General features: G+C 39.4%; 27 protein-coding genes. 14 read left to right on the plus strand and 13 right to left on the minus strand.

Translation table 11 applies throughout. The annotated features are described in order from the left end of the window. Nucleotides 1–238: 238 nt before the first annotated feature. Complete coding sequence (gene groL / locus C4E06_RS04070) at nucleotides 239–1,918, plus strand: chaperonin GroEL (RefSeq protein ID WP_107666931.1); 1,680 nt, start codon at nucleotides 239–241, stop codon at nucleotides 1,916–1,918. 73 nt (nucleotides 1,919–1,991) lie between these two features. Here the strand turns inward: groL and C4E06_RS04075 are convergent, their stop codons facing one another. Next, nucleotides 1,992–3,737: an alpha-glucosidase family protein gene (locus tag C4E06_RS04075; RefSeq protein WP_107666932.1), complete on the minus strand. Its 1,746-nt coding sequence runs from the start codon at nucleotides 3,735–3,737 to the stop codon at nucleotides 1,992–1,994. Between the two features lie 1,164 nt (nucleotides 3,738–4,901). Here C4E06_RS04075 and C4E06_RS04080 point away from each other — a divergent pair. The 5 genes from C4E06_RS04080 (at nucleotide 4,902) to C4E06_RS04100 (ending at nucleotide 10,093) form a co-directional block, all read left to right on the plus strand. Then, entirely contained in the window at nucleotides 4,902–5,996 is a 1,095-nt protein-coding gene (locus C4E06_RS04080; RefSeq protein ID WP_107666933.1) for a Fe(3+) ABC transporter substrate-binding protein, read from the plus strand. Nucleotides 5,997–6,133: 137 nt separating this feature from the next. Further along, nucleotides 6,134–7,879 (plus strand): iron uptake porin, encoded by a 1,746-nt coding sequence (locus C4E06_RS04085; RefSeq protein ID WP_107666934.1) that lies wholly within the window; start codon nucleotides 6,134–6,136, stop codon nucleotides 7,877–7,879. Between the two features lie 129 nt (nucleotides 7,880–8,008). Continuing rightward, entirely contained in the window at nucleotides 8,009–8,257 is a 249-nt protein-coding gene (locus C4E06_RS04090) for a FeoA family protein (protein WP_107666935.1), read from the plus strand. A 2-nt stretch (nucleotides 8,258–8,259) separates the two neighbouring features. Then, entirely contained in the window at nucleotides 8,260–9,270 is a 1,011-nt protein-coding gene (locus tag C4E06_RS04095) for a multicopper oxidase domain-containing protein (RefSeq protein WP_107666936.1), read from the plus strand. Nucleotides 9,271–9,322: 52 nt separating this feature from the next. Then, the gene (locus tag C4E06_RS04100; protein WP_107666937.1) at nucleotides 9,323–10,093 is read left to right on the plus strand and encodes a hypothetical protein; all 771 of its coding nucleotides are present in this window, start codon (nucleotides 9,323–9,325) and stop codon (nucleotides 10,091–10,093) included. A 115-nt stretch (nucleotides 10,094–10,208) separates the two neighbouring features. Here the strand turns inward: C4E06_RS04100 and C4E06_RS04105 are convergent, their stop codons facing one another. After that, a complete protein-coding gene (locus C4E06_RS04105) occupies nucleotides 10,209–10,583 on the minus strand; it encodes a NifB/NifX family molybdenum-iron cluster-binding protein (RefSeq protein WP_107666938.1) in 375 nt (124 codons plus the stop codon). A gap of 209 nt (nucleotides 10,584–10,792) precedes the next feature. On the opposite strand from C4E06_RS04105, the gene C4E06_RS04110 reads away from it, so the two are divergent. Further along, nucleotides 10,793–11,728 (plus strand): aldo/keto reductase, encoded by a 936-nt coding sequence (locus C4E06_RS04110; RefSeq protein ID WP_107666939.1) that lies wholly within the window; start codon nucleotides 10,793–10,795, stop codon nucleotides 11,726–11,728. Between the two features lie 12 nt (nucleotides 11,729–11,740). Here C4E06_RS04110 and C4E06_RS04115 read toward each other — a convergent pair whose 3' ends face one another. The 6 genes from C4E06_RS04115 to C4E06_RS04140 all read right to left on the minus strand — a co-directional run bounded on the left by C4E06_RS04115 (nucleotide 11,741) and on the right by C4E06_RS04140 (nucleotide 16,135). Then, nucleotides 11,741–12,040, minus strand: a complete 300-nt coding sequence (locus C4E06_RS04115; protein WP_107666940.1) for a hypothetical protein — start codon at nucleotides 12,038–12,040, stop codon at nucleotides 11,741–11,743. A 62-nt stretch (nucleotides 12,041–12,102) separates the two neighbouring features. Then, complete coding sequence (gene upp / locus C4E06_RS04120) at nucleotides 12,103–12,753, minus strand: uracil phosphoribosyltransferase (protein WP_107666941.1); 651 nt, start codon at nucleotides 12,751–12,753, stop codon at nucleotides 12,103–12,105. Nucleotides 12,754–12,831: 78 nt separating this feature from the next. Continuing rightward, entirely contained in the window at nucleotides 12,832–14,031 is a 1,200-nt protein-coding gene (locus C4E06_RS04125) for a tetratricopeptide repeat protein (RefSeq protein ID WP_107666956.1), read from the minus strand. Between the two features lie 142 nt (nucleotides 14,032–14,173). Next, nucleotides 14,174–14,953 carry a hypothetical protein gene (locus C4E06_RS04130; RefSeq protein ID WP_107666942.1) on the minus strand — a complete coding sequence of 260 codons (780 nt, stop codon included), beginning with the start codon at nucleotides 14,951–14,953 and terminating at the stop codon, nucleotides 14,174–14,176. Between the two features lie 23 nt (nucleotides 14,954–14,976). After that, on the minus strand, nucleotides 14,977–15,387 hold the full coding sequence (locus C4E06_RS04135; RefSeq protein WP_107666943.1) for a hypothetical protein: 411 nt from the start codon (nucleotides 15,385–15,387) through the stop codon (nucleotides 14,977–14,979). 58 nt (nucleotides 15,388–15,445) lie between these two features. Continuing rightward, nucleotides 15,446–16,135 carry a zinc ribbon domain-containing protein gene (locus C4E06_RS04140; protein ID WP_107666944.1) on the minus strand — a complete coding sequence of 230 codons (690 nt, stop codon included), beginning with the start codon at nucleotides 16,133–16,135 and terminating at the stop codon, nucleotides 15,446–15,448. Between the two features lie 215 nt (nucleotides 16,136–16,350). On the opposite strand from C4E06_RS04140, the gene C4E06_RS04145 reads away from it, so the two are divergent. From C4E06_RS04145 to C4E06_RS04155, 3 genes are all read left to right on the plus strand, one after another. Further along, nucleotides 16,351–17,625, plus strand: coding sequence for a dihydroorotase (locus tag C4E06_RS04145; RefSeq protein WP_107666945.1), 1,275 nt, complete (start codon nucleotides 16,351–16,353; stop codon nucleotides 17,623–17,625). A 96-nt stretch (nucleotides 17,626–17,721) separates the two neighbouring features. Next, nucleotides 17,722–18,507, plus strand: a complete 786-nt coding sequence (locus C4E06_RS04150) for a hypothetical protein (RefSeq protein WP_107666946.1) — start codon at nucleotides 17,722–17,724, stop codon at nucleotides 18,505–18,507. A gap of 120 nt (nucleotides 18,508–18,627) precedes the next feature. Continuing rightward, nucleotides 18,628–19,962, plus strand: coding sequence for an AAA-like domain-containing protein (locus C4E06_RS04155; RefSeq protein ID WP_107666947.1), 1,335 nt, complete (start codon nucleotides 18,628–18,630; stop codon nucleotides 19,960–19,962). A 4-nt stretch (nucleotides 19,963–19,966) separates the two neighbouring features. Here C4E06_RS04155 and C4E06_RS04160 read toward each other — a convergent pair whose 3' ends face one another. The 3 genes from C4E06_RS04160 to C4E06_RS04170 form a co-directional block, all read right to left on the minus strand. Further along, the gene (locus tag C4E06_RS04160) at nucleotides 19,967–20,863 is read right to left on the minus strand and encodes an ROK family protein (protein WP_107666948.1); all 897 of its coding nucleotides are present in this window, start codon (nucleotides 20,861–20,863) and stop codon (nucleotides 19,967–19,969) included. Nucleotides 20,864–20,907: 44 nt separating this feature from the next. Continuing rightward, nucleotides 20,908–21,345: a DUF4079 domain-containing protein gene (locus tag C4E06_RS04165; RefSeq protein ID WP_107666949.1), complete on the minus strand. Its 438-nt coding sequence runs from the start codon at nucleotides 21,343–21,345 to the stop codon at nucleotides 20,908–20,910. A gap of 170 nt (nucleotides 21,346–21,515) precedes the next feature. Beyond that, a complete protein-coding gene (locus tag C4E06_RS04170) occupies nucleotides 21,516–21,896 on the minus strand; it encodes a DUF1830 domain-containing protein (RefSeq protein ID WP_107666950.1) in 381 nt (126 codons plus the stop codon). A 480-nt stretch (nucleotides 21,897–22,376) separates the two neighbouring features. Here C4E06_RS04170 and C4E06_RS04175 point away from each other — a divergent pair, with 480 nt between their 5' ends. Beyond that, nucleotides 22,377–23,957, plus strand: a complete 1,581-nt coding sequence (locus C4E06_RS04175; protein ID WP_370051307.1) for a photosystem II high light acclimation radical SAM protein — start codon at nucleotides 22,377–22,379, stop codon at nucleotides 23,955–23,957. 28 nt (nucleotides 23,958–23,985) lie between these two features. Here C4E06_RS04175 and C4E06_RS04180 read toward each other — a convergent pair whose 3' ends face one another. Further along, the gene (locus C4E06_RS04180; protein WP_107666952.1) at nucleotides 23,986–24,597 is read right to left on the minus strand and encodes a Uma2 family endonuclease; all 612 of its coding nucleotides are present in this window, start codon (nucleotides 24,595–24,597) and stop codon (nucleotides 23,986–23,988) included. Between the two features lie 580 nt (nucleotides 24,598–25,177). Next, a complete protein-coding gene (locus C4E06_RS04185) occupies nucleotides 25,178–25,408 on the minus strand; it encodes a type II toxin-antitoxin system HicB family antitoxin (RefSeq protein ID WP_107666953.1) in 231 nt (76 codons plus the stop codon). Between the two features lie 101 nt (nucleotides 25,409–25,509). Here C4E06_RS04185 and C4E06_RS04190 point away from each other — a divergent pair, with 101 nt between their 5' ends. From C4E06_RS04190 to C4E06_RS04200, 3 genes are all read left to right on the plus strand, one after another. After that, a complete protein-coding gene (locus C4E06_RS04190) occupies nucleotides 25,510–25,845 on the plus strand; it encodes a hypothetical protein (RefSeq protein WP_198648300.1) in 336 nt (111 codons plus the stop codon). Further along, entirely contained in the window at nucleotides 25,845–26,234 is a 390-nt protein-coding gene (locus C4E06_RS04195; RefSeq protein ID WP_107666954.1) for a type II toxin-antitoxin system VapC family toxin, read from the plus strand. Before C4E06_RS04190 ends, C4E06_RS04195 begins: the two co-directional genes overlap by 1 nt. 8 nt (nucleotides 26,235–26,242) lie before the next feature. Then, a partial coding sequence (locus C4E06_RS04200; RefSeq protein WP_107666955.1) for a leucine-rich repeat domain-containing protein occupies nucleotides 26,243–26,501 on the plus strand: 259 nt, incomplete at its 3' end.

Here is a 26,501-nt window from a genome sequence, read left to right on the forward strand (position 1 = left end):
TGCCCATTGCCTATTGCCCATTGCCTATTGCCTGCTTTCTAGATATCCTCACCTTGACTACCTAAACATCCACACCTCATGGGTGTGACTGAGGAAAAACTTTTCAATTCTTTGACCCGAAGCCTTAGCACTCAAACCACAAGAGTGCTAAATTAACATAAGTGGGAAATAGGCAATCCTCTTTTCAATCATTGCCGAAAGTCCCCTAATCAGGCGTTATAGGAGTAACCAGACAAATATGGCAAAAATTGTATCATTTAGTGATGACTCTAGGCGCGCATTAGAACAAGGCGTTAACGCCTTGGCTGACGCGGTTAGAATTACCCTCGGTCCCAAAGGCCGGAACGTATTGTTAGAAAAGAAATTTGGTGCGCCCCAAATTGTTAACGACGGGATCACCGTTGCTAAAGAAATTGAATTAGAAGACCCCTTAGAAAATACAGGGGCAAGATTAATCCAAGAAATTGCTTCTAAAACCAAAGAAGTGGCCGGAGACGGAACCACAACCGCCACCGTTATTGGTCAAGCTTTGATCAAAGAAGGGCTAAAAAACGTCATTGCAGGGGCTAACCCTGTAGCCTTACGTCGTGGGATTGAAAAAACCATAGCTTTTCTCGTTCAAGAGATCGAAAATGTGGCCAAACCCGTCGAAGGAGATGCTATTGCCCAGGTAGCCAGTGTGTCTGCTGGTAACGACCAAGAAGTGGGTAAAATGATCGCTTTGGCCATGGATAAAGTGACCAAAGATGGGGTCATTACCGTAGAAGAATCTAAGTCCCTGAGTACCGAGTTAGATGTGGTCGAAGGGATGCAGATCGATCGCGGTTATATCTCCCCTTATTTCATCACTGATCAAGAACGGCAACAAGTTGAATTTGATGATGCCTTAATCTTAATCACCGATAAAAAGATTAGTGCGATCGCAGATTTAGTTCCTATCTTAGAAAACGTCGCCCGCGCTGGCAAACCCCTCTTAATCATCGCTGAAGATGTGGAAGGGGAAGCCTTAGCCACGTTAGTGGTTAATAAGGCCAGAGGGGTGTTAAACGTGGCTGCTATCAAAGCCCCTGCATTCGGAGAAAGACGCAAAGCCGTCTTACAAGATATTGCTATTTTAACGGGTGGTAGTGTCATTTCCGAAGAAGTGGGCTTAAGCCTCGATGCGGTAGACCTAGATATGTTAGGTCAAGCCACCAAAATCAATATTGTCAAAGATAACACCACCATCGTTGCTGAAACCAACGATAGAACCAAAGCTGCGGTACAAAAACGTATTGAACAGTTACGCAAACAAGCAGCCGAAACCGACTCCGACTATGACAGCGAAAAATTACAAGAACGTATCGCTAAATTAGCCGGTGGGGTAGCAGTGATTAAAGTAGGGGCCGCTACCGAAACGGAATTAAAGGATCGTAAACTCCGTATTGAAGATGCCCTCAACGCTACCAAAGCAGCGGTAGACGAAGGGATCGTTCCGGGTGGTGGTACTACCTTAATTCACTTAGCCTCTAAAGTGGCTGACTACAAGAACCAGTTAGCCAACGCGGAAGAAAAAGTGGCAGCTGACCTCGTGGCCCGCGCATTAGAAGCCCCCTTACGCCAGTTAGCCAATAACGCTGGTTTAGAAGGGTCGGTTATTGTCGAACGAGTCAGAGAAACGGACTTTAACGTTGGTTTCAATGCCATGACTGGCGAGTTTGAAGACATGATCGCTGCCGGTATTATTGACCCTGCGAAAGTGGTTCGTTCTGCCTTACAAAACGCGGCTTCCATTGCTGGTATGGTGTTAACCACAGAAGCGTTAGTGGTTGAAAAACCTGAACCCGAACCTGCTGCTATGCCTGATATGGGCGGCATGGGCGGCATGGGTGGCATGGGCGGCATGGGCGGCATGGGCGGCATGGGTATGGGCTTCTAAAAGCTTGTATTCTTAGTCCCTCTGTCTATCACCATGACACCTTTCAAGAGACGCTAGTTATAGCGTCTCTTTGTTATAAGTCGGCAAAAAATACGCCATAGCTTTTCAACCTGAGGGTATCTTCTTCGATTTCAAAGTCAAACCCTAAATCTGTCTTGGCGACATATTCCCCGTGAATAGATAAGTCATATTTGACTGGGTTATGACTGAGATTAAACACACACAGTAAACGTTGATAGTGGCATCGGCGGATAAAGACCAGCAAAGGTTCTTCGGTGTCTAAAAGGTTAAAATCACCTATCTTTAAAGCAGATTGTCGTTTACGCCAGTGTAAGAGTCGTCGCCAGGTATTGAGTAAGGATGTCGGGTCAGCATTTTGGCGGTCAACCGCTTGCCGTAGATGCTTTTTAGGAATGGGTAACCACAGTTCATCTCCGTCGCTAAAGTCGGCATTGGGGGCAGTTTCTGACCAAGGCATAGGGGTACGAGACCCGTCTCGCCCTGGTACCATCGGATAAAGTGCTTGACCAAAGGGATCTTCAATTCGGTCTTTGGGAATATCTTTGGGGATTTGGGCTTCTTCTAACCCCAGTTCGTCCCCTTGGTATAGACATAAGGCCCCTGGTAAACAGAGCAAAAGAGCAGCTATGGCATGATAGAATTTGTCGGGATAGGGTTGTCCTTCGGCATTGACCCCAGTCCAACGCGATCGCAAACGACCATAATCATGATTTCCCACCATCCAACAGTGACCCCCCTCAGGAAAATGGGTTTGTACTTTTTCGAGGGTGTGGCGCATTAAAGTTGCACTGATCGGTTCATCCATCAATAAAGCACTATTGTAGGCTAAGTGTAAACGATTTTCTCCTGTCACGTATTGGCCCGAGAGAACAATGGAGTCTTCGCAGAGGGTGACTTCTCCTAGAGTGACTGCATCGCCGTAATGTTCACACAACTCCCGAATGGGATTAATCACCTCTAAATTCTCAGGACGGCAGAAGTTATATTGAAACATATGATCCACCATCGGGTTATCGGGATCAACCCCGTCGGGAAAGATACCATCGTCAGGGCGCATGGGGTTATCTCGCAGCTCTTTGTCGTGAAGGTAAAAGTTCACAGCATCTAAGCGGAAACCGTCAATGCCCAGATTTAGCCAAAACTCCGCTTGCCGAAGCAGTTCAGCGATAACATCTCGATTATGCCAGTTTAATTCCGGTTGACTGGGTAAAAAGTTATAAAAATAATACTGTTGTCGAACCTCGTCCCACTGCCAAGCACTTTCCCCCATAAATGCCGATAGCCAGTTATTGGGTGGGGAACCGTCTTCTTTGGCATCAGCCCACACATACCAATCTGCTTTAGGATTATCGCGGTTTTTGCGACTTTCGACAAACCAATGATGTTGATCGGAGGTATGATTCCAAACCCCATCTACTAATACTTTAATGCCAAAACCGTGAGCGATTTCTAACAGACGTTTAAAATCTTCTATTTCTCCAAAAGCCGGATCAACTTTTCGCATATCGGTGATGTCATAACCCATATCCTCCAAGGGAGATTCAAAAAAGGGAGATAACCATATAGCGTCTACCCCCAAAGAGGCAATGTAATCCATTTTGGCGATAATGCCATCGAGATCACCCATTCCATTACCGGTCGTATCTTTAAAGCTAGAAACGTAGATTTGATAGATCACTGCGTGTTGCCACCAATGATGATTCAACGGTTGATTCTTGCTTTCGTCTAATGTCTGAATGTATCCATCAATTATAAAATTCTTCCACCATTTTGTATCAGTATTTTTTTGAATTATCATATTCCTTGTAGTTCATTTTTTGACTAAATAAAGAACCCATAAGGATATTTGTTTTATGGGTTAAACGTTTATAAATTATACTTGACTTTAGGTCAACTTTTCAACTGTCTACTTGAATAGGAGCCTTGTTATAGCTCCGACAAGTTTCGTCCTTAACAATCGTATACAATTGTCTTTTTCCCAGTCAAAAGTTATAGGCTAAAAGGCAAAACCTTCCCCTCTTACTTTAGAAATAGAATGAAACAGAGAATGGTTTTCTTATTTTTCTGGTTGAGAAATGAATTCCCATGATACTAACTTTTAGGCTGATTATTTTCTAAGGAGTCTGGTTAACTTTTCTCTATCTTGAATGGGTCTTACATTCTAAGAAAACCCCATAAATACATAGTCTCTTTTTGCTTGGTCTACAAGGCGTATTTACCCGTCAAAAGTTAGAGGTTAAACCTCAAAAGTTCTAGACTCATATCTTGCACCTTCGCTAAAACTAGCTAGTTTAGGGAGGCAAGAGGCAAGAGGCAAGAGCGGTGAGACCCCGCGCCTTCGCATCTGCGCAAGGGAACGCTCACCAAGACAGGCAAAAGTGTTCAATTTTGATGCTAAATTATTCACAATTGACTACCTTGTCATAATCATTAAGTTTATTTGTTTTGGTGCAAGATGTGAGTAGAGTTATAGCACAGGAATTTTACCTATTTCTAAAGTAAGAGAATGGGGATAACTGACATCTTGCACACCTTACAGGAAAACTCAGCAACAAAAGAAAGAAAATCAATTTTTAAGTATTTACCGTCAAAATAAAACCTCTTCCGAAGTTCCCCGTTTCCCACACCCCCCACACCCCCCTTTAAAAGGGGGGCAGGGGGGGTAGGGGCAGGGGGGGTAGGGCAGGGGAGGTTTATCTAAGGTGCAATATCTGAGCAAAGGATAATAATTGCTAATTCTCATCAATACTCATTTAAAGCGATCAATTTATCAAAGATTCATGACTTAAATATGATTTTCTCGAAATTTTCCTGAACAAAGCTTATAAAGGTTATTTTAGCCATTATTGATGACCCCTAACCTCAAACTTAAAGCAAATTTTTTCTTTAATTATCAATAATTATTTTCAATAGTGCTACAATACGTCAGGCGAATAATAAAAATCTATCGAATCTATTGACCGTGAGTAAGCTATCGAGACGACTATTTTTAGGTGGAAGTACCGCCCTAACCGTTGTGGGAGTCAGTCAACTGATGACCAGTTGTGGTAACAACAACAATAATGCCCCGGATAATACGTCGAGTTCCCCTGCAACCGAAACCACAGGAGAAGTCAACCTCTATTCTTCTCGTCATTACAACACAGATACAGAGTTGTACGAAGGGTTTACCCAAGAAACCGGCATTAAAGTTAACCTCGTCGAAGGCAGTGCAGACGAACTCATTGAACGCATTAAAAGCGAGGGAGATAATACCCAAGCCGATATTTTAATGACCGTTGATGTAGCGAGACTGTGGCGGGCCGAAGAAGCCGGCATTTTTGCCCCTACCAGTTCAGCCGTTTTAGAAGAAAGAGTTCCTGCATCCTTGCGGAACCCAGAGGGGTTATGGTTCGGCTTTACTAAACGGGCCAGGGTGATCATGTATAACCCAGATAAGGTGAATCCTGAAGAATTATCCACCTACGAAGACCTAGCCGACCCAAAATGGAAGGGCAGAATCATTATTCGGCCTTCTAGCAACATTTATAATCAATCTCTGGTGGCTTCCTTAATTGAAGCCCACGGGGAAGAACAAACCGAAGAATGGGTTAAAGGGTTTGTGGCTAACTTTGCTAGACCCCCTCAAAGTAATGATACTGGACAGATCAAAGACGTGGCCGCAGGGGCTGGAGATATTACCTTAGCTAATACCTATTATCTGGCTCGTATGGCTAAAGATGATGACTCGGCCATGCAAGAAGTGGTCGAAAAAGTCAAAATCTTTTTCCCCAACCAAGACGGAAGAGGGGCCCACGTCAATATTAGTGGTGCCGGCGTGGTCAAAAATGCACCTAATGCCGAAAATGCCGTTAAATTCTTGGAATATTTAACCACCGATACCGCACAAGAATTTTTTGCTAAGGGTAACAATGAGTATCCCGTCGTCGAAGGAGTCAGCGTTGACCCAGTCTTAGACAGTTTTGGGTCTTTTAAAGCAGATGATACCAATATCGCTGCCTTTGGTCCAAATTTAGCCCAGGCTGTCCAGGTGATGAACCGTGGCGGATGGCAGTAAATGCAGAATTTAGAATGAAGAATGTAAAATTTAGAATTTAATTATTTTTTCATTCTTCATTCCTTCTGCTTTCTCTGAAAACGATACATGATTAAAATAATAATCATTATCAATTTTCAACTGGTGTGAGGAATGAAATGATCAACCGCTTTTTTTTATTGAATCCTATCATCCTAGGGTTAGGAATTATTTTGTTTTCTACATCCACAACTCAAGCCTTACCGAAGGAAGCTTTAAGGGAGTCTCGTGATAATTTTCTCCGTCGTAGAGGAACCGTTTCCCTAGAAGAAAAAGAAACCTCGCCCCTTCCTAAGTTACCTAAAATTGATCGGGACTTCAACTTAAGACAGTCTCGGGATGGCTTTTTAAACCCGGCCAGTCGTCGTCAGGGTTCCATGTCCCAAGTCACCAGTGTTTCGGAATTACAAGACATTTCACCCACCGACTGGGCCTATGAAGCTTTACGCAGTCTGGTCGAACGGTATGGCTGTATTGTGGGATATCCAGACCGCACGTTTCGGGGAAATAGAGCATTATCTCGTTACGAATTCGCGGCTGGTTTAAATGCCTGTCTCAATACTATAGAACGATTAATCCAGGAAAATGTTGCCGTTTTACGGGAAGACATCGAAAAATTGAAACGGTTGGCCCAGGAATTTGAACAAGAATTGATCGCTTTGGGGGCAAGGGTGAGCAATTTAGAGGAACGAGTCGCTTACCTCGAAGATCATCAATTTTCCACTACCACTAAGCTAACTGGGGAGTTTGTGGTCGGTTTAACCGGTATTACCAGTGGAGAAAGAGACGGAGGCAGCGAAGAAATTAACAAAGTTACTAACTTCGGTTACAGGGGACGACTGGAACTTAATACCACCTTTGACGGTAACGATCTCCTCTACACCCGTCTCGCAACTGGCACTGTACCCGCCTATTCTGACATCACAGGGACGTTTGAGGGAGAATTAGGCTTTTCCCAACCTGATGGCAGTGATCTCGCCGTAGAACTGATTATTTACGAGTTTGACCTGGCTGAAAATATCAGAATGTTCGTTGAACCGGTTGGAGGTGCGTTTGATGACTTTGTACCAACAGTGAACTTTTTAGACGGTGACGGGGCGTTTGGGGCTATTTCTGCCTTTGGAAGTCGTAACCCCCTCTATTACATGGGCGAAGGTCCAGGAATTGGCTTTCAGGGTCGTTTATTTGAGGTATTTGAGTGGAGTGGGGGTTATTTAGCCACCGATGGTAATGATCCCTCCTTGGGTGCAGGGATGTTTAATGGTCCTTATGGGTTAATTGGACAGTTTGCCTATGAACCCAGTGATAGCTTAAAAGTGGCCTTTACCTATGTGCATGGTTACAATAATTTAGACTCCGGAACAGGAACCCGTCGCTCCAATTTTCAAACCTTTGTTGAAGAAGAATTTGAACAGTCTGTAAATACGGTTAATAATTCCTACGGTGGAGAATTTACTTGGCGTATTTTTGACAGGTTTGTGTTAGGAGGTTGGGCTGGTTTTACCAGTACGAGAACCCTCGGCGCTATCGATGTCGGTCCCGATGATGATGTTATTCAACGGGGTAAGTTAGATATTTGGAATTGGGCGGTAACGTTAGCCTTTCCTGATGCGTTTAAAGAAGGGGATACGGGAGCGGTTATTGTGGGTATGGAACCATGGGTTTCTAAGGCCGATATTAATTTTCCTGATGATTTAAGAAGAACGGATCAAGATAGTTCTTTTCATATTGAAGCAATTTATCAATATCCTCTCAATGACAATATCTTAATTACCCCTGGAATTATTGTTATTACTGAGCCTGATTTTGATGATCGAAATGAGGCTTTAGTAATTGGTACAATTCGTACTACGTTTACATTTTAATGGGTTCAATTGGGAGGTTAGTATGAATTCTTCTTGATGTCAAAATTAAAAACTTCACTGATGTGAAATGGGGATAATTGATCAATTATCCCAACCCCCTAAAAATTACCCCTTTTCTCAGGAAAAAAAATGACCAAAATCGTGAGAACTTATTTAAGAGAACTGCCAGTCGGTGCCATCGGTTACATTGTCGGATATGACAAAGTGTTTAAAGGCTATCAAGGTAAATTGTTAGCCATGGGATTGACCCCAGGGACTCAATTTATTGTTATTCGTCAAGCATCAAAAGATTGGCCAATTATCTTGGAAGTTAGGGGCAATTTAATTCAATTAACTCAACCCGAAGCTGATGCTTTATGTATTGAAGAAGAAGAGTAATTATGTCACAAGTTTCACCGAATTTACCGTTGAATGCTTTGAGTCGTCGCCAAATTTTGCAAGGGTCTTTAACTTTGTTGGGACTGGGTTTGGCAGGAGGAACCCTAGGAGTAAAACACCTATTGTCTCAAGGAAATTCTACGGTTAAAATTCCTGAAATTGACGTTAATAAAAGTCCTATTTTAGATAATCCTTTTAACCCCATGACTATCCTCAGAGAGTTTGATTATGGCATAGTTAAAGAGGAAAATGGGCAACGGGTTAGGGAATTTGAAGTGACAGCAAAAAATAGTTTATTTCATCTCAATAGTACCTTAAACTTTATAACTTGGAACCTTAATGATCGCGTTCCAGGTCCGACATTAAGAGCTAAAGAAGGGGAGACAGTCCGCATTATTTTTCATAACGAAGATGGCCATTCCCACACTCTACATTTTCATGGGACACATCCAGCAGAAATGGACGGAGTTACCCCTATTCGTCACGGCAAAACTGCTATTTATGAATTTGAAGCTAAACCCTTCGGAGTGCATCTTTATCACTGTCATGTTGCTCCGGTTACTCGTCACATTAGTAAAGGGTTATATGGTATGTTTATTGTTGATCCTCCCTCTCCTCGTCCCCCGGCCGATGAAATGGTGATGGTATTAGGAGGATATGATATTAATAATCAACACAAAAATGATGTTTATGCCTTTAATGGTATTCCTAATTTTTATCGAGATTATCCCATTTCTATCTACAAAAATCAGTTAATTCGACTCTATATTTTGAATATGATTGAGTTTGATCCCGTAGTAACCTTTCATATTCATGGCAATATGTTTAAAGTGTATCGAACCGGGAGAACTTTAACCCCTGATGAGGAAACGGATATGATTACAATGGGAACCGCAGAACGTCACATTTTAGAATTTTCTTATCAGTATCCTGGGGAATTTATGTTTCATCCTCATCAAGATGTTATCGCAGAATATGGGGCTTTAGGAAAATTTAATGTTATAGAAAGCTAGGTTATATATAATTAAAACAATTATGTAAAGAGGAAATAAAAAAGGAGTAAACATGAAAAAATTAAGTTATTTATCTTCCTTATTATTAGTGCCTTTTGCTGTTACTTTGTCCAGTTGCAGCACCCCTTCACAAAACCAAGATATGGCTCAAACTTCTGCCCCCGAAGTCGTTGAAACAACAGCAGAAAGTGGAGACACAGATTACTTAACCAGTTTAGGGTTAATGAAAGGCCATTTAATGGTTGCTCAAGCGTTAATTGAACAAGGAAACTATGAAGAAGCAGAACCCCATGTTGGCCACCCCGTTGAAGAATTATATGGCACTATTGAAGGTGAATTAAGTAAACGCAATGTCACTGATTTTAAAATGACGTTAAATCAGTTTCATGATGGCATTAAAACCAATCCTAAATCTGAGAAAATGAAGGAATTATATAATAATTCTATGGCAGCGATTGATCAAGCGATCGCCACGGTTCCCCCAGAAAAACTACAATCCCCTGAAACGGTTTTACCAGTGATAAATGGACTGTTATCCACAGCAAATGCAGAATATCAAGCAGCGATCGCAAATAATAAATTTGTAGAATTAATCGAATATCAAGACTCCATGGGATTTATTGCTTATGCAGAAGAAATCTATCAACCCATTGCCGATACCATGAGTGAACAATATCCCGAAAAACATGAAGTGATCACCAGCAGTTTAGCAGAGTTAAAAACAGCTTGGCCTTCAGTTAATGCACCAGAAACCCCTGTAATGTCCCCTGAAAAAGTCGATGAATTAGTGACAAAAATTAAAGAAAGTAGTACACTACAATAGAATTTAGGATAATCTGTTGACCTAACCAATCGACTGTAGCGTGGGCAAATATTTAAAAGACTCTAGTTTTATTGATAGAATCTTCAATTTTGCCCACCTTATCTATTAATAAATATCAATGGTTCATGCAGCTTCCATCTTCTTTGTGGGGAGTGGGTTCTAACGTTGCGATATTACCCTTTATGACTCCATTAATAGCGGCTAAAGGCTCCGTTTCTGAGGTAATATAAACAGTAATGCCACGGCGACTTAAACGCTCTTTTAAGCCGACTCCTGCCTCCCCTGTAATTAATATGGTCTGGTCCAAGGGATGAGGGGTAATATCATCATCATGGAGGTCGTGGAATGTGGGTTGAGTCTCAGGAACTTCTAACTTTTCGAGTAACCTGGGTTCAACTTCTTGACTCCCTTCATAAACTAAGAACTTACGAGCGCGACCGGTTTTCCCTGTAATGGTCTCAAAATCATCACTCACAAGGGCAAACTTCATGGTTAATTTCCTTATTTTCTAGTCTAATTTTAGTTTAGAAATACTAGCATGGGATCGTTTGTAACTCAGTCAAAATATAATAAAAAATTAAAAAGCTGAGTTTGGAGTTAGGAGTATCGAACAGTTATAAACAGTTATAAAAAGCGATCGCAACACATTACAACCGTCAAATATGTCAAAATGTAAAGAGATGTTACGAGATTACATTTATGCAAAGCAATCAACTATCTGTGCGAAACATTCATCTTCCTAGCTTGGGTATTGGTACATGGGCCTGGGGAGATAGTTTATTTTGGGGTTACGGCTCTAATTACGGAGAAAAAGAGGTAGAAGAAGCCTTTAACACAGCAATCAGCGCCGGTGCAACCTTTTTTGACACGGCAGAAGTGTATGGGTTAGGAGACTCAGAGAAACTCATTGGTAAATTTCTCAAACAAACCAGCCAACCGGTACAAATCGCCACCAAATACTTTCCCTTACCCTGGCGGTTTAATGAGGATGCTGTCGAGGATGCCTTAACCGCAAGTTTAGATAGATTAGGGGTTGAACAAATCGCACTCTATCAAGTGCATTCACCTTTTGACTTTTTCATGGGGAAAGATACCCTGATGAAAGCCTTAGCAAAAGAAGTAAAAAAAGGTCGCATTCTCACCGTTGGTGTTAGTAATTATTCTGCTGCTCAAATGCAAGAAGCTTATGATTATTTAGCACAGTATGATGTTCCTTTGGCTGTTAATCAAGTGCGTTATTCTCTGCTTACTCGAACCATTGAAGAAAATGGTATTTTAGATAAAGCCCGTGAGTTGGGGATTACTATTTTAGCTTATAGTCCTTTAGATCAAGGATTATTAACCGGCAAATATACCCCAGAAAAACGGGACGTGACAGGGGCCAGACAACTCGATCCGAAATTTTCCGCTTCTGGTTTAAAGAAAATTGAACCCATTATTAATCAGTTAAAACAGTTAGGAGAAAAATATGATAAAACCCCTGCCCAAGTTGCTTTAAATTGGTTAATCGCCCAGGGTAATGTGATTCCTATTCCTGGGGCAAAAAATGCCAAACAAGCGCAAGATAATGCCGGGGCAATGGGTTGGTTACTTAGTGATGAAGATGTTAAACAATTGAGTGGCTTTAAAATTTAGTTTCAAGATGAGCTAATCTGATGAGGTTTCTTGTTCGAGGGATTGTTTTTCAACTGGAGTTAGTTGTTGACGAACATCATCGATGGCATGATTAAGTTGAGCAATTTTATCTTCTAGACGATGACGGGCCATTTCAATACTTTCTTCAGAGGTGAGTTTTTCTCGTTTATCCGATTGAAATAATGAGGAGCGATTATCTTCATCATCATTATCAAGACGAGACGAAACCACGGCTCCAATGATTCCCCCGACAATGCCACCGACAATTGTTCCGGTTAAAAATCCGCTTGCAAATCCATCTCGTTGACTCATAAGAATTGACCTGAATCTTAATCTATTAGTAGTTTTTTTTGAGGATTAATGCTAGTTAAAGCCTAGGTTCCAAAAGCGCGATCGCCTGCATCTCCCAAACCAGGAACAATGTAACCTTGTTCATTAATCCCTTCATCAATAATAGCGGTATAGACGTTCAAATTGGGATAATGTGTATTCAATTGTTGCAAAGCAGGAGGCGCAGCCACCACTGAAATAATCCGAACCAAACTAATATCGGCCTCCCGTTGGGCAATTTCTGCCATTGCCCTCATAATTGACCCTCCGGTGGCTAACATGGGTTCTAAAATAATAATTTGGGTATCAGGGGCAAATTTTTCGGGTAATTTATTCAAATAACAACTATTTTCTAAGGTTTCCTCATCCCTGACTAACCCCAGATGATAAATAGAGGCGACCGGTAACACAGTTTGCGCCCCGTCTAATAAAGACAGTCCGGCTCGTAAAATGGGAATCACAGCGATGGGGACTTGAGGATTAATCAGCGTCGCCTGACAAGGAGCAAGAGGGCTGTTTACAGTGGTTTCTAGGGTCGGAAACCAGTAACGGGTGGCTTCGTAGGTTAACCATCGTCCTAACTCGCTCATGGCGGTTTTGAACAACACCCCAGGGGTATTGACATCACGGGCGACTCCTAACCAATGTTTAATTAAAGGATGATCCGGAACGTAAACTCGAAGTTGAGGGGGCATGATTTTCGGGGATAATAGTTTGACTTTGCTCACCCACTAGAAGCAGGGAGCAGAGGGAGCGCCGGAGCAGGGAGAGGGTCATTCTTGGGATAATGCCTGGAGACGATTTTGGGCTAATTCAAAAGTGGGTTCGATTTCAACCGCTTTTTGATAGCTGGCGATCGCTTCGGAGGGCTGTCCCATGAGTTCTAAGGCACTTCCCCGATTGTACCAAGCTAGGTAATAGTTAGGTTGAATAGCCAGGACTTGATCCCAACAGGCGATGGCTTCTGGCCATTGGGATAAACTATACAACACTTGACCTTTGGCGTTGAGGGCTTCGATATCTTGACCATTGATCGCTAACGCTCGATCAAAACTGGCGATCGCTTCTTCTAGCTGTCCGATGGTTCCTAAGGCACTGCCTCGGTTATGCCAAGCCGGGGCAAAATTGGGGTCAATGGCTAACGCTTGATCCCAGAGGGCGATCGCTGCTTCTAAGTCTCCTAAGTTCGCTTGTTCAACCCCTTGATTAAAGTAATTTTGCACTGTCTCAGGGGAAGGGGGTTGAGCAGGGGGTTGAGAAGGGGCTGCTTCGGGGGGTTGTTGGGCTTCAAACTGACCAATTAAAGCATCCACTAAGGTTTGAGGATCACTCGAATCAATTCCCAATTGTTCAGAGAGTTGGGTTACCAGTTGGGGATCTTGTTGTAATCTGGCCAGTAATTGGTCAATAGTTAAGGTTTCTGTTTGAGGCGGTTGAGAGGGTGGAGGCGCAGGGGCATTTTCCCCTAAACTATCCTCAATAGTAGGGGGCTTAATATCTGTTTTGAGGACATCGGTTGGCTTCGTCGTCGTATCGGGGCCGACGTATTCCCACACCGCACTATCTGCCTCTCTGGTGTAGAGTTTTCTACCGATGTCATAGGCGGCTTGTCCAATGGGTTCTATCTTTTGAAAAGACTGGGCTAACTCTCCTAAGCGCATCATTCTCGCTGCCAGTTGTAAGTTAGGGGCGGCCGACGAGAGGGCTTTTTCTCCAAATCTGTCTAACCAAGCGACCCATAATTTAGCTTTCCCTCGGTCTCCCAAATCTTCAAAATACTTGAGAATGCGCCCTTCGTGCCATCCGTGGGCGACTCCATCTAGGAGTTGACTAAACAGAAATTCATAATCTGTGTCACTTAGGGGTTGTGTTGACAAGGGTTTTCCATCTTTCCCTAAAGGAGAAGAAGACCCAAATATCTGAGCAAAAAATTGTTGTATCCAGTTCCAGAACCGTTTTAGTAAACCCTGCATATTGATATTGATAGACTTGGACGATTGAGAGACAATGCGTGCCATGATGACTCTCAATTATTCTATAGTAATCAGTCGTCGGTGGTGAGAGTTAAATCTCAGGTAACAAACAAAAGACAAGAGCCAAGCTGTAACTCGGTGACTAAATAATTAAATCGAAATCAATAGTATTTTCTACATAGATAATTCCTTTGCGAAGAATAGTGCAAGCATTATTCTCATAATGTATCAAAGCTTTATCATCTAATGACTTAAGAATCTGTTTTTTATACCGACTTGAATTTGTATAGTTAATCCATTTCATCAAATCTGTGTCTCTGACTTTGTTCGGCTGTTTGTGATAGAGAATGAGTAATGTTTTATCTTCTGCTTTTAAGTTTGTATTTTGAACCTTGACAAAACCATCAATTTCGACAATTACAGGTATCTTAGTTTCATTAATACTCTGTACAATTTTTCTCGCTTCATCAATACTATTAGTGTGATAATTACGAATGATTTCGACTAAAATCCAATCTGCTGCATGAACAACAAGTAAAGAATCTGAATAATTTGGATTAACTTCTCCACCGACATGAGCAATATCTCTTTTATTTCTGATGTCCAGTAGTACCCTAGTTAATCTAGGAATTAAAAGACGAATTCCATCTCGTAAGTTTAGATTGTTACTAACACGATTGATAATATTTTCGGTCTTAAAATTTTTTTTATTATCAAATGCCGTATATTGACCTGTATCTAAATATTCAATTAAGCGCAAAACACATTCACTAAACCGCGCTGCATTTAACTCAGACGGTTGAAATTTTCTTAATAAGAACTGTTTTTTGATTTCTTGATATTCATCAAGTAACTTTTTAAGTATCTCTTGAGGAATATGGGCAGATAAAGCCGTTTCGAGTTGTGATCTTTGAACACTCATATTTTTGATAGATTATTTTTTACTTAGTTTTCTGCCATCCATTCTTTAGCAATATTTTCTCCTTCTGGTGTGAGATAATATAATCCTTCTGAGGTTCTTTCAAAGTATTTTTTATTGTTTTTGCCAGCAAAAATATTACTAAATTGCTTTTGATCTATGGGAACATTTTTATATCTTTTTTTTAAGTATTGAAAAGCTATCCCCGGTTTTACTGCATCTTCAACCTTTAATTCTTTTGTAATATCATATAAAGCAAAAATAGCATAATGGCTATTCGTCGAAAGTTCTCTTACATCAAAATTACTCAATTGAGAAGGCATTTCAATCCATTGATTAATTTTTTCAATTTCTTCGCTAGTCATACGAGAACCTTTACCAGAGTTCTTTCTTGTAGAATTCCAATATTCCTTACCCTTTAGTTCTTTATCTTCCATTTCTGTAAGAATTATTTGAACTTGTTCTTCTCCCTTGGGGTTAAGTTTTAAAGTATTATCAGAATCTAATTAAGTAACGTTGTGAAATATCGTTTAAATGAGTAGGAAAATTTGAATCGTATATTTTATTTTTCTTTGCTGCATCTCTGAGATGCTTTTGATGTGGTACTGGTTCTTGACATAAAATATTATAAGCCCAAACATAAACTAAGATAAATCTTTCTTGCTGAGCTTTTTTGCTTTTTCCTTTATAATCAGAATGTCGTTGACTTAATAATCCGTTACCATCTTGTTCAAAATAATTAGATGCTAATTCATGATCCGAAATTTCTTTAATATTTGTTTCTATTACTTCACCATTTTCTTGTTTATCATCTTGCTCTATATTTTCATTTTCTGATGCAGATAAAGAAGATTTTTTTTGTTTTGGTAGTTGTCTAGAACCTTTAGCTAAATTAAGAGGGATATGATCATATACAAGATCAGCAACCTTATCAATTGCATTATCAGTGAAAGATAAATCAACTTTCCGTGAGTAACTATTACCTGTCTGCTTTTCTTCTAAGGAAAAAGTATTCATAGTAGTAGTAGAGGCAGACTTTTGCAAAAGAGTGCCACAGTTTAAACACATAGTCTCATTTTCAATTAAATAGCTTTTACAAGATATACATTTAACTTGTTGCTTACACTTTCGACAGAAATTCCATTTTTCATCGATAAGTTCACCACAATAAGGACAATCTGCCATAATTTACTATCTTCAGGTCTAACGTACTGTAATATTTTATATTACACGATTTTAAATCGGCAAGTTGCTCACCTAAAATACAGCAAAATTTCACATAAATTTTAGAATATCAGAAGATTTTTTTTATTTTCCAGATATCAAAAAGGTCAAAGGAGCGAACCAGACAATATAAAATCAGTGAGGATAGACGAATCTCTGCTTTTTGTAATTGTTCTATGACAAATTCCTCCCATACGTTACTGCGACAAATTCAAGTCTTAGATCCTGTAGCCAATACCAGTATTATTAATGATGTCTTATTAGGTTCAGGTATCATTCAAGCTATAGACACCCATCTTGATACTATTCCCCCAGAAACTAACACTATTGAGGGAAAAGGGTTAATTCTTGCCCCAGGATTAATGGATTTGTATAGTTATAGTGGAGAACCTGGCTATGAAGACAGGGAAACCCTCCATAGTTTAGCGGCGGCTGCGGTTGCGGGTGGATTTACCCGTGTGGCTATCCTTCCTGATACCACACCCCCTATTGATAATTTAGCCACCCTTAGCCACTTAAAACAGCAAACCCAGTCTATAAAATCGGTAACCTTTGATTTTTGGGCAACCCTCACCCATCAAAGGAAAAGCCAACAAATGACCGAATTTGCAGAATTAGCGAAAGGGGGAGTCATTGGCTTTACAGACAATCAAGGAATTGAAAATTTAGGGTTACTCAGACGCGTCTTAGAATACCTTAAACCCCTCAAAAAACCTTTAGCCATCGTGGCTGAGTTTCCTTCTCTTAAAGGCAATGGGGTGATGCGAGAAGGGTATTTTTCCACCACCTATGGACTCACAGGAAACCCGGCCATGACAGAAGCGACTGCAGTGGCCACTCTTTTAGAAATGGTGTCCGCTATACAAACCCCTGTGCATTTAATGCGAATTTCTACCCGTCGCGCTGTGGAATTAATCGCCTGGGGAAAAGCAAGGGGGATTCCCATCACGGCCAGTACCACCTGGATGCACCTCTTACTTGATAGTGAGAATATTTGCAGTTATAACCCTAATTTACACTTAGATCCCCCGTTAGGCAATCCCGATGATCGCTTAGCGTTAATTGAAGGCATTTCTCAAGGGATCATTGATGCGATCGCCGTTGATCATCATGGTTATACTTATGAAGAGAAAACGGTTCCTTTTGCGGAGTCTCCTCCTGGGGCGATCGGATTACAATTAGTCTTACCTTTATTGTGGCAAACCTTAGTGGAAACAAAAACATTGTCGGCTTTAAAATTATGGAAAGCTTTAAGTAGTAACCCAAGAAAATGTATGGGAGAAATTGTTAACCCTATTAAAGCGGGCCATCCTCTAGAATTAATTGTTTTTGATCCTCAACAAACCTGGCGGGTCAACCCGTCTAATCTCAAATCTTTAAACTATAATACCCCTTGGTTAGGGCAAGAAATCAAAGGCAAGGTAATAACTGACTTAATAGAAACCCATTAACAATTATCTCTATAGAACAGTTAAACAAGCGTCACAAAGTTCAAACTGAATTGTCAATCGAGTGTCAAACTAGAATCAAGGATTAGTGAATCAATCATGAAAAATACTTACAGTTATTATTGGTATTTTGGCTTTAGTTTTGGATTAGGCTTTTTAGTTTTAGTGGCTTTTTTTCTTCTACAATGGTTACACATTCCCACCGGTAACTTGATCGATTGGGTCATCGGAGTGGCTAGTTTTTGGTGGTTATTAGCCATTGTAACGATTCCTTGGAATGTTTATTTTGATGCCAAAGAAGTGGCCGCAGAAGCAGCAATTTCTCAAGATAAAGGAATTACGGTTGATAGTCAACAATTAAAGTATGTTAAAACCGTCAGTCGAGGTGCTTTATTAGTGGCGATCACCCTTCATTTCCTCTCGGCCTTGGGACTTTACGAACTAGCTGCACTGGGAATTAGTTCGGTGGGATATGTTAGTTCTTTTGCTACCTTATTATTAACTGGATTACGGCCGGCGGTGCGAGGTTATCAATATTTAGCTTACCGTTTATCGAATATTCGACAAGAGATTAAATATCCCCGTGAAGATATTTTAGAACTACGAAATCGCTTTAAATTATTAGAAACGACTGTTTACGCTTTAGAAGATAAATTAAATAGCAGTAAGCCTAATTCTTGGATTAATCAACAAGAAAAAAACTGGAATATAACCCGACAAGAAGTTATGAAAATTGCCGTACAATTAGATAAATTAGAAGCTAAAAATGCCTTAGAACATGAAGAAATTTCTAAAGAAGCAAGAAAGGCAATTTCTCAATTAACTGAAGATAGTAATTTTCTACATCAAGTTAGAGAAATTATTCGCTTTGTCAAAACAGCATAATTCAATTAAATATTCAAAAGTGGAGAAGACAAAGATGTCAAAATTAGCTAAACTTTAAAAACCCCTTCCTTAAGGACGAGGTTTAAAAAATAGCAGTCGCTCTCAATTTTATGCACACTTATGTCGAAAAAACAAAGAAGACGGCGCGGAGTCATCCTAACAGACAAAGGGTTAGAAAAACTGCAAAGTGCTAAAGTAGAAGCAGAATATACAGAAAATAAAGGAAATCGCTACACCTTAGAAGCATTAAGCGAAAAAACAGGGTTAGCGATGGATACCCTAATGAAAGTATTTGCTTGTGAGTCGAAAGTTGATAAACAAACCCTTAAATACTGTTTTAAAGCATTTCAATTAAATTTATGTGAGGAAGATTTTTATTATCCCCAAATCGATCAAGACTCTCAAGAAGAAGATCAAGAAATTTGTGAACCTGAGTTACCGGAAGGACAAGTTCCCCTAGATTCTGTATTTTATCTTGAGCGATCGCCGATGGAATCCGACTGTTATAAAGCGATTCTACAACCAGGCGCTTTAATTAGACTCAAAGCATCAAGACGCATGGGAAAAAGTTCCCTACTAGCAAGAATTATTAATCATAGTAACAAAAATAATTGTGCTGCTGTTTCTTTAAGTTTTCAATTAGCAGATACGGGATTATTTCAAGACTTGGATCGATTTTTACAATGGTTTTGTGCCTATATTAGTTTAAATCTAAAACTTGAAAATAAAGTAACTGACTATTGGGACGATTTATTTGGCAGTAAAATTAGTTGTAAAATTTATTTTGAAGAATATATTTTATCTAGTTTAAAAAAGCCCTTAGTCTTAGGATTAGATGATGTTGATCGTCTGTTTCAATATCCTGACTTAGCGGATAACTTTTTTGGGTTATTGCGAGCTTGGCACGAAGAAGGTAAAAACCGAGACATTTGGAAAAAATTACGCTTAATTGTGGTTCATTCTTCTGAAGTTTATATTCCTTTGAATGTTAATCAATCTCCTTTTAATGTAGGAATTCCGATTGAGTTATCGATGTTTACCGTTCAACAAGTTCAAGAATTGGGAAAAATGTATGGTGTCGATTTGTCATTAGAACAAGGAGAAACATTTATCAAGTTAGTGGGGGGAAATCCCTATTTATTAAAGTTAGGACTCTATCATATTTGTCGTCAAACGATTACCTTAGAAGAATTACTAACTGCTTCTCCCCATGCTTCTTCTAATATTTATCGTGACCATCTTCAGCGTCAATTATGGGGGTTAAAACAACAGAATTCTGGTTTATTAGAGGCGTTAGAAAAAGTTGTTTTTGCCACTAAACCCATTGAAATAGGAGTGGTACAAGCGATTAAATTACAAAGTTTAGGATTAGTTAATTTTCAAGGTCAAAAAGTTGCCATTAGTTGTGATTTATATCAAGAATATTTTCAGCAACATTTTCAAGAACTTAAATAATTATTCATTTTTTATCAACCCATTCCCAGGCCAATTTGGCGGCACCCACCATTCCGGCTTGATTTCCTAATTTAGCGGTTAATAACTGTAAATTTTCACGGGAACTGGGCAAAACTCGTCTTTCTATTTCTTTTAAGGTAGCAGGGAAGAAAAATTTTGTACTACCGCTAATACCTCCACCAATGACAATGGCTTGTGGAGTCAAGACATAAATTAAACTCCCTAAGCCGGCACCCAATAAACAACCGTAACGTTCCCAAAATTCTAAAGCTTCTTTGTCACCTTTTTCGGCTAATTTTCCTAGTTCGGCTGGTTCTTTCCCTGTCATGCGACGAATGGCTTGAATTGAGCCATATTGTTCTAACGAGCCATTATTGCCACTATTACACACCGGACCATCAAAATTGAGGGTAATTAATCCTAACTCTCCGGCCGCCCCTAAATGACCAGTAAAGAGATGACCATTAAGAATAATGGCCCCTCCGACTCCCGTTCCCAAGGTTAACAGGATCAGATTTTCATAGTCTTTGCCGGCCCCTAACCACGCTTCCCCTAACCCGGCACAGTTAGCATCATTGGCAATGATAGTGGGAATGCCTGTTTTTTCTTCTAACCAGTCCGCTAGGGGGACATCTTGCCATCCGGTCAGGTTAATGGCCACTTTAGCAATTCTACCGTCTTTATCGGCCGGACCAGGGGTTCCAATGCCTAAGGCCAGACAATTTTGCTCCCCAGTCAATTGAGCGATCGCTTCGATCATCTTCTTCACCACTGCTTCGGGGGTTGAGGGTTGAGGGGTGTCCACGGTGAGGGTGTTGATACAAGTGCCATCTTCGAGAAACTGTCCCAATTTAATGGCAGTGCCACCGAGATCGAGACCAATAACTGAGGGGTTTTCCATAAAGTTAGGCTAATTTTAATCTTATTAAGACACTCATTATATCGTTAGGGAAGATATTTTTGAACCACATCCCATCCGGTTAAACTCACCATAGCAAAGCTAAAAAAAAGTATAATATTAGTGCCAATATGTAACCAGCGCATTCTCGGTTTTTCGGGACTAATTTGTGTCGCGGCCGTAGCAGAAATTAAGACTAAAATAACGGTTAATAATCCAGCCAATAAGTGAGAAGAATGGCCTAAACTTCCGTAATGGCCTAAGGTTCCCACTAACCCAATGACTAATAATAATAATACGAGGATTACCATGATTGAGCCAATAATATAATGAACCGAACGTAACCAAAGGGGAGGAGACGTTTTGCTATGACGGCCATAAAACATCCATCCTCCCGATAACCCTAATAAGAAATAGGCAAATAAAGATAAACCCATTGACCAAGCAGCTATTTTCCACAGCCATAAAAAAGATGGTAAATTCATAGTGAATAGTGTTTGAAACTTCTATTTTTTTTTCACACCCTTTTTACATTAACCCATAATACTTTAACTGATCACTGGTCCCTGCTAACTGTTCACTAGAAAAAAAAAGCCCCAATGGGGCAATCTCAGCTAGATTTTTTTTCAATGATAAATTGTCATTATTCGACCTTCTAAACTAATGCAGGTTTTAAATTCGAGAATGGATAATTGTTTTTATCATCCGGTTGTATGGTTTGTTTTTTATTAGTAGAAGCGGGAACAGAAACAAATTCTCCCTCTATTTCGCCATCGCTTCCATCGCTTATGCAAAGACGTTCACAAGGAATGGTATCTGAGAGAATAGCACTGGCCATCATTCCTGTATGAATTTCGAGTTGAGCTTTCGGTAAAGCTTCAAATACTAGGCGTTGTCCTGGAAAAACAACCCGTTCAAAATACCAATTTTCTATGTTGGTAATACGAGCGACTTGAATGTGATTCGTTGCATTTACGTAGCAGCAAAGTAGGACGGTTCTTTGCCCAGTGGGAATGGGATCAAGGATCTGAGCCATAATAGTTGAGGCAATTGAGTTTCTGATTGTTCATTTCTTCTTTACCCTAGCACTCAGTGATCCCCATTAGCTGTAATCAATATTACATTCAATATTTTTCTTGCAAACTCTGGCTTATTACTGTGGTACTATGGTATAATATGTTATCAAATTGTAAAGCAATTTCCGAGCATTCTAACCTAAGTAAAAAGCCCTAGTAAAGCCACTATCAGCCGATCGCCTCTTCAAAAATCGACTTGCTGGCTCGTCAAAATATGGTTAAAGTTAAGATATATTACAACTTCTCAGTTATTTGAGCAAGGACAAATAACTTTACAAAAGCGGGGATCGCTGGCTACGCAACAGGCAAAAGGCAATAGGCAACAGGCAAAAGGCAATCAAACCTTAATTACCTTCACACCAGTCTTAAGCTGAAGTTGTGGTTATGTATCAAAGGCGATCGCTGCTAACCCGAACTAAATAACATAGCCAAATTTTAAGATAACCATGACCCAAACACAGCGTATCCTCTATTGTCGCCTTCCCTGTAACCCCATCTTTCCCATTGGCGTTGTCTACTTAGGGGATCATGTTCATAAATTATTTCCCCAAATTGAGCAGAAAATCTTTGATTTAGGGACAGTTCCCCCCTTAGACTTCAAAAAAGCCTTAGATAATTGCATTGATGAATTTAAGCCGACTTTACTGGTCTTTTCTTGGCGAGATATTCAAATTTATGCGCCGGTGGGAGGAAGAGGAGGCAACCCCTTACAAAATGCCTTTGAATTCTACTACGCTAAAAACCCTTTTATCCGTCTGCGAGGAGCATTAGGCGGGTTAAAAGTCACCACTGCATACTACAGCGAGTTATGGCGCAATTTAGGGCTAATTAAACGGGGTTTGAAGCGGGCCCAACGGTATCAACCTGACGCACGGTTAGTGGTTGGGGGTGGTGCCGTGAGTGTGTTTTATGAACAGTTGAAAACTGGGCTACCGTCGGGAACCATTGTCTCTGTCGGAGAAGGAGAAACCTTACTGCAAAAATTCCTCAGTGGCCAAGATTTTTCTGATGAAAGGTGTTATGTTGTGGGGGAAAATGAGCCTCGCGATCGCTTAATTCATGAGTCTCCGACTCCCTTAGAAAAAACCGCTTGTAACTACGACTATATTGAAAACATTTGGCCAGAATTTAACTATTATTTCCAAGAAAATGACTTTTATATTGGGGTACAAACTAAGCGCGGTTGTCCTCATAACTGTTGTTATTGTGTTTACACCGTTGTCGAAGGAAAACAAGTCAGAATCAACCCGGCTGATGAAATTGTTAAAGAAATGCGTCAACTTTATGACAGGGGAATTCGTAATTTTTGGTTTACCGATGCACAATTTATTCCGGCCCGTCGTTTCATGAAAGATGCAGAGGAGTTATTAGAAAAAATCTTAGCCTCTGGTATGACGGACATTCATTGGGCTGCTTATATTCGTGCTGATAATTTAAACCCATACTTGTGTCAATTGATGGCACAAACGGGGATGAATTATTTTGAAATTGGTATCACTAGCGGTTCTCAAGAATTAGTTCGTAAAATGCGGATGGGGTATAATTTACGGACGGTTTTGCAAAATTGTCGAGACTTAAAAGCAGCCGGGTTTAATGATTTAGTTTCCGTTAATTACTCTTTTAATGTTATCGATGAAACTTTCGATACTATTCGTCAAACCATTGCTTATCATCGAGAGTTAGAAGCTATTTTTGGGGCCGATAAAGTTGAACCGGCTATCTTTTTCATCGGGTTACAACCTCACACCCATTTAGAAGAATATGCCTTTGAAAAGGATATCTTAAAACGAGATTATAACCCCATGAGTTTAATGCCTTGGACAGCGAAAAAGTTATTATGGAACCCGGAACCCTTGGGATCGTTTTTTGGGGAAGTTTGCTTACAAGCATGGCAACGAAACCCCAATGATTTTGGTCGGGAAGTCATGGCTATTTTAGAAGAAAGATTAGGTAAAGCAGACTTAGAAGATGCCTTATCTGCGCCTATTGACGACAAGAAAAAACAGTTAGTTTTAACTTAATGGGTGGGGTGGGTTTTGCCCACCTTATTCATTGTTCAGCTTGAAAAATTTGTTTAGCTGTCAAACTTAATTCAGGAAATATAATCGATTGATTGATAGTATCTTCTCCTCTAAACTGTTTCCCTTGATATTCTCCGTCAATGAGTTGATAAATAGAAATTGTTGGTTGTTTAGGTTGTCCAATAAAACGAACACCTCCTATGCCTAAATAATCTACAATCCAATATTCTGCAATACCAATAGCTTCATAATCAATGAGTTTATAACCGTAATCATCACGCCAGTTTGTACTAACCACTTCAATGACTAAAGGAATGGATTTTCCATAAATTAGAGTTGATTTTTTTTGCCATAATGGTTCGGACTTTATTTGTTGGCGATCAATTAATAACAAGTCTGGATTATAACCTGTCTCTTTATTATTCAATTTTATTAATGCTTTAGGAGGAATACGATAGGGTAAATTCATTTTTGTGTATTCCAAGGTTAATTCTTGAGTTAAAAATGCGGTAATTTCTTCATGTTTTCCCGTTGGCTGCATTTCGATAATATTTCCTTCATGTAATTCGTAGCGTCTATCTTCTGGTAGCCATTCAATAAATTCATCAAAGGTTATTAGTTTTTGTAATAGTTTAGTCATGAAACAATGTGGAGATAACTATTCAGTTAGTTATTAACAGTATACGCTCAATTAATTGTTTTTAGTTTGTCAAGCTCAGTTTACAAATATTTATATATAGTATTTATGTATTTATTCTTTTTTTAGCACCGTCAAAGCATTATTTTAGAAAAACGAACATAAAAATCACCTATTTATGAGGGTTCTAGAAATTATTGTGCAAATTTCAGATACTATATTGCTATTTTCTTTTAATATAGCACATTTGAAAAATTTACATAACTTCAAGATTTGATATTCGGGCAAATTTTAGGAAAATTGGGAAAAAGTCATTTTTTGTAACAGTATGTTAAGCGCAAAAAAATGATTAAAATAAATCATAGCTTATAAAATATATGATAAGTTTAAATAATATTTAAAGCGATCGCCCATACCATTATCAAATTAAATCAATTTCAATGACAAAATATAACTATTTACTAAACAGAAAAAGACTGAAACTTTCAAAACAGTAGGGTGGGCAAATTAGAAACTTATTTTAGCTACTCGTAATGTCAAAAATTTTGTCCACCTTATAAAATTTATTTCTACTGTTTAATTTCTAAGCAATTTTTAACGGTTTTGTTGGTAATATTCTGGGTTCGGGTAAAGGTTGATTTTCTTCTATTAGCATTTCTGCAAACGTCTCAATAACTTCTTGTCCATTTCTAGCAGCTTCTTCATAAGTTTTGCCATGAGTATGAAATTGTTGCCAAGGAAACTCAGGTAAATGGACTAAAAAGAGTTGATCTTCTTCTGACCATTGAATGACCATACTATAATGATATTTCATGATTTACCTCCTTTTCATTGTAATGGAATTAGAACTAAAGAATTGCTATAATAACCTCAATATTAAATTATTGTCATTTCAACATTAGAGTCTCTTTTTTTATGAAAGCTTACGAATTAACTGCAACTGTAACAGATAATGGACAAATTCAATTACCTGATTTTCGTTTATCTCCTACTTTCTCCCAACCCTCAACGGTTAAAGTAATTATTCTAGTAGATGAAATTGAAGAAAATCAGAATGAGTTAGATAGTTGTGATGAAAATTTTTCCGAGGAAAGCTTTAAAAAATCTTGGCAACAAGCAATAACAGGAGATACTGTACCCTTTAATCCTTTAACAAACATGAAACCTTATGCTTATTTAGCTGATCCTAGTGAACCTGCTATTTCTCCTGATGATTGGGAAATGAATGAAGAGTTTGAGGAGAATGATTAGTGATCATTCTAGATACTCATATTTGGGTTTGGTGGAATCATAATGATTCAAGACTAACAAACCATTATCAAGATATAATTAATCAGCAAAGACCACAAGGTTTAGGAATTTGTTCTATTAGTTTAATTGAAATTAGTAGACTGGTTAACCAAAACAGATTAATCCTTCCCTGTTCACTTCAAGAATGGTTTAAAATTGCCTTAAGACAAGAAGGTGTACAGCTTTTGTCTATTACACCCGAAATTGCCATAGATGCTTATAAACTTCCAGGGGATTTTCATAAAGATCCAGCCGATAGACTTATTGTAGCAACAGCAAGAACTTATGATGTTTCTTTACTAACTGTAGATAATAAAATACTTGCTTATCCTTATGTGAAAACGATTTAGATTTGATTATGACAGAAGAAGAATTATTACAAGTTATTGAACAAGCAGCAAAGGATAAAAGAAAATTCTTGAAACTGTGGGATAAAAACTTAAATTCTTTGCCTCCTGAAATTGGTCAACTGACTAACCTCACTTCACTTAATCTGTCATTTAACCAACTAACAGACCTACCTCCTGAAATTGGTCAACTGACTAATCTCACTTCACTTGATCTGTCATTTAACCAACTAACAGATCTACCTCCTGAAATTGGTCAACTGACTAATC

This window comes from Cyanothece sp. BG0011, assembly GCF_003013815.1.
Classification (GTDB): domain Bacteria; phylum Cyanobacteriota; class Cyanobacteriia; order Cyanobacteriales; family Microcystaceae; genus Crocosphaera.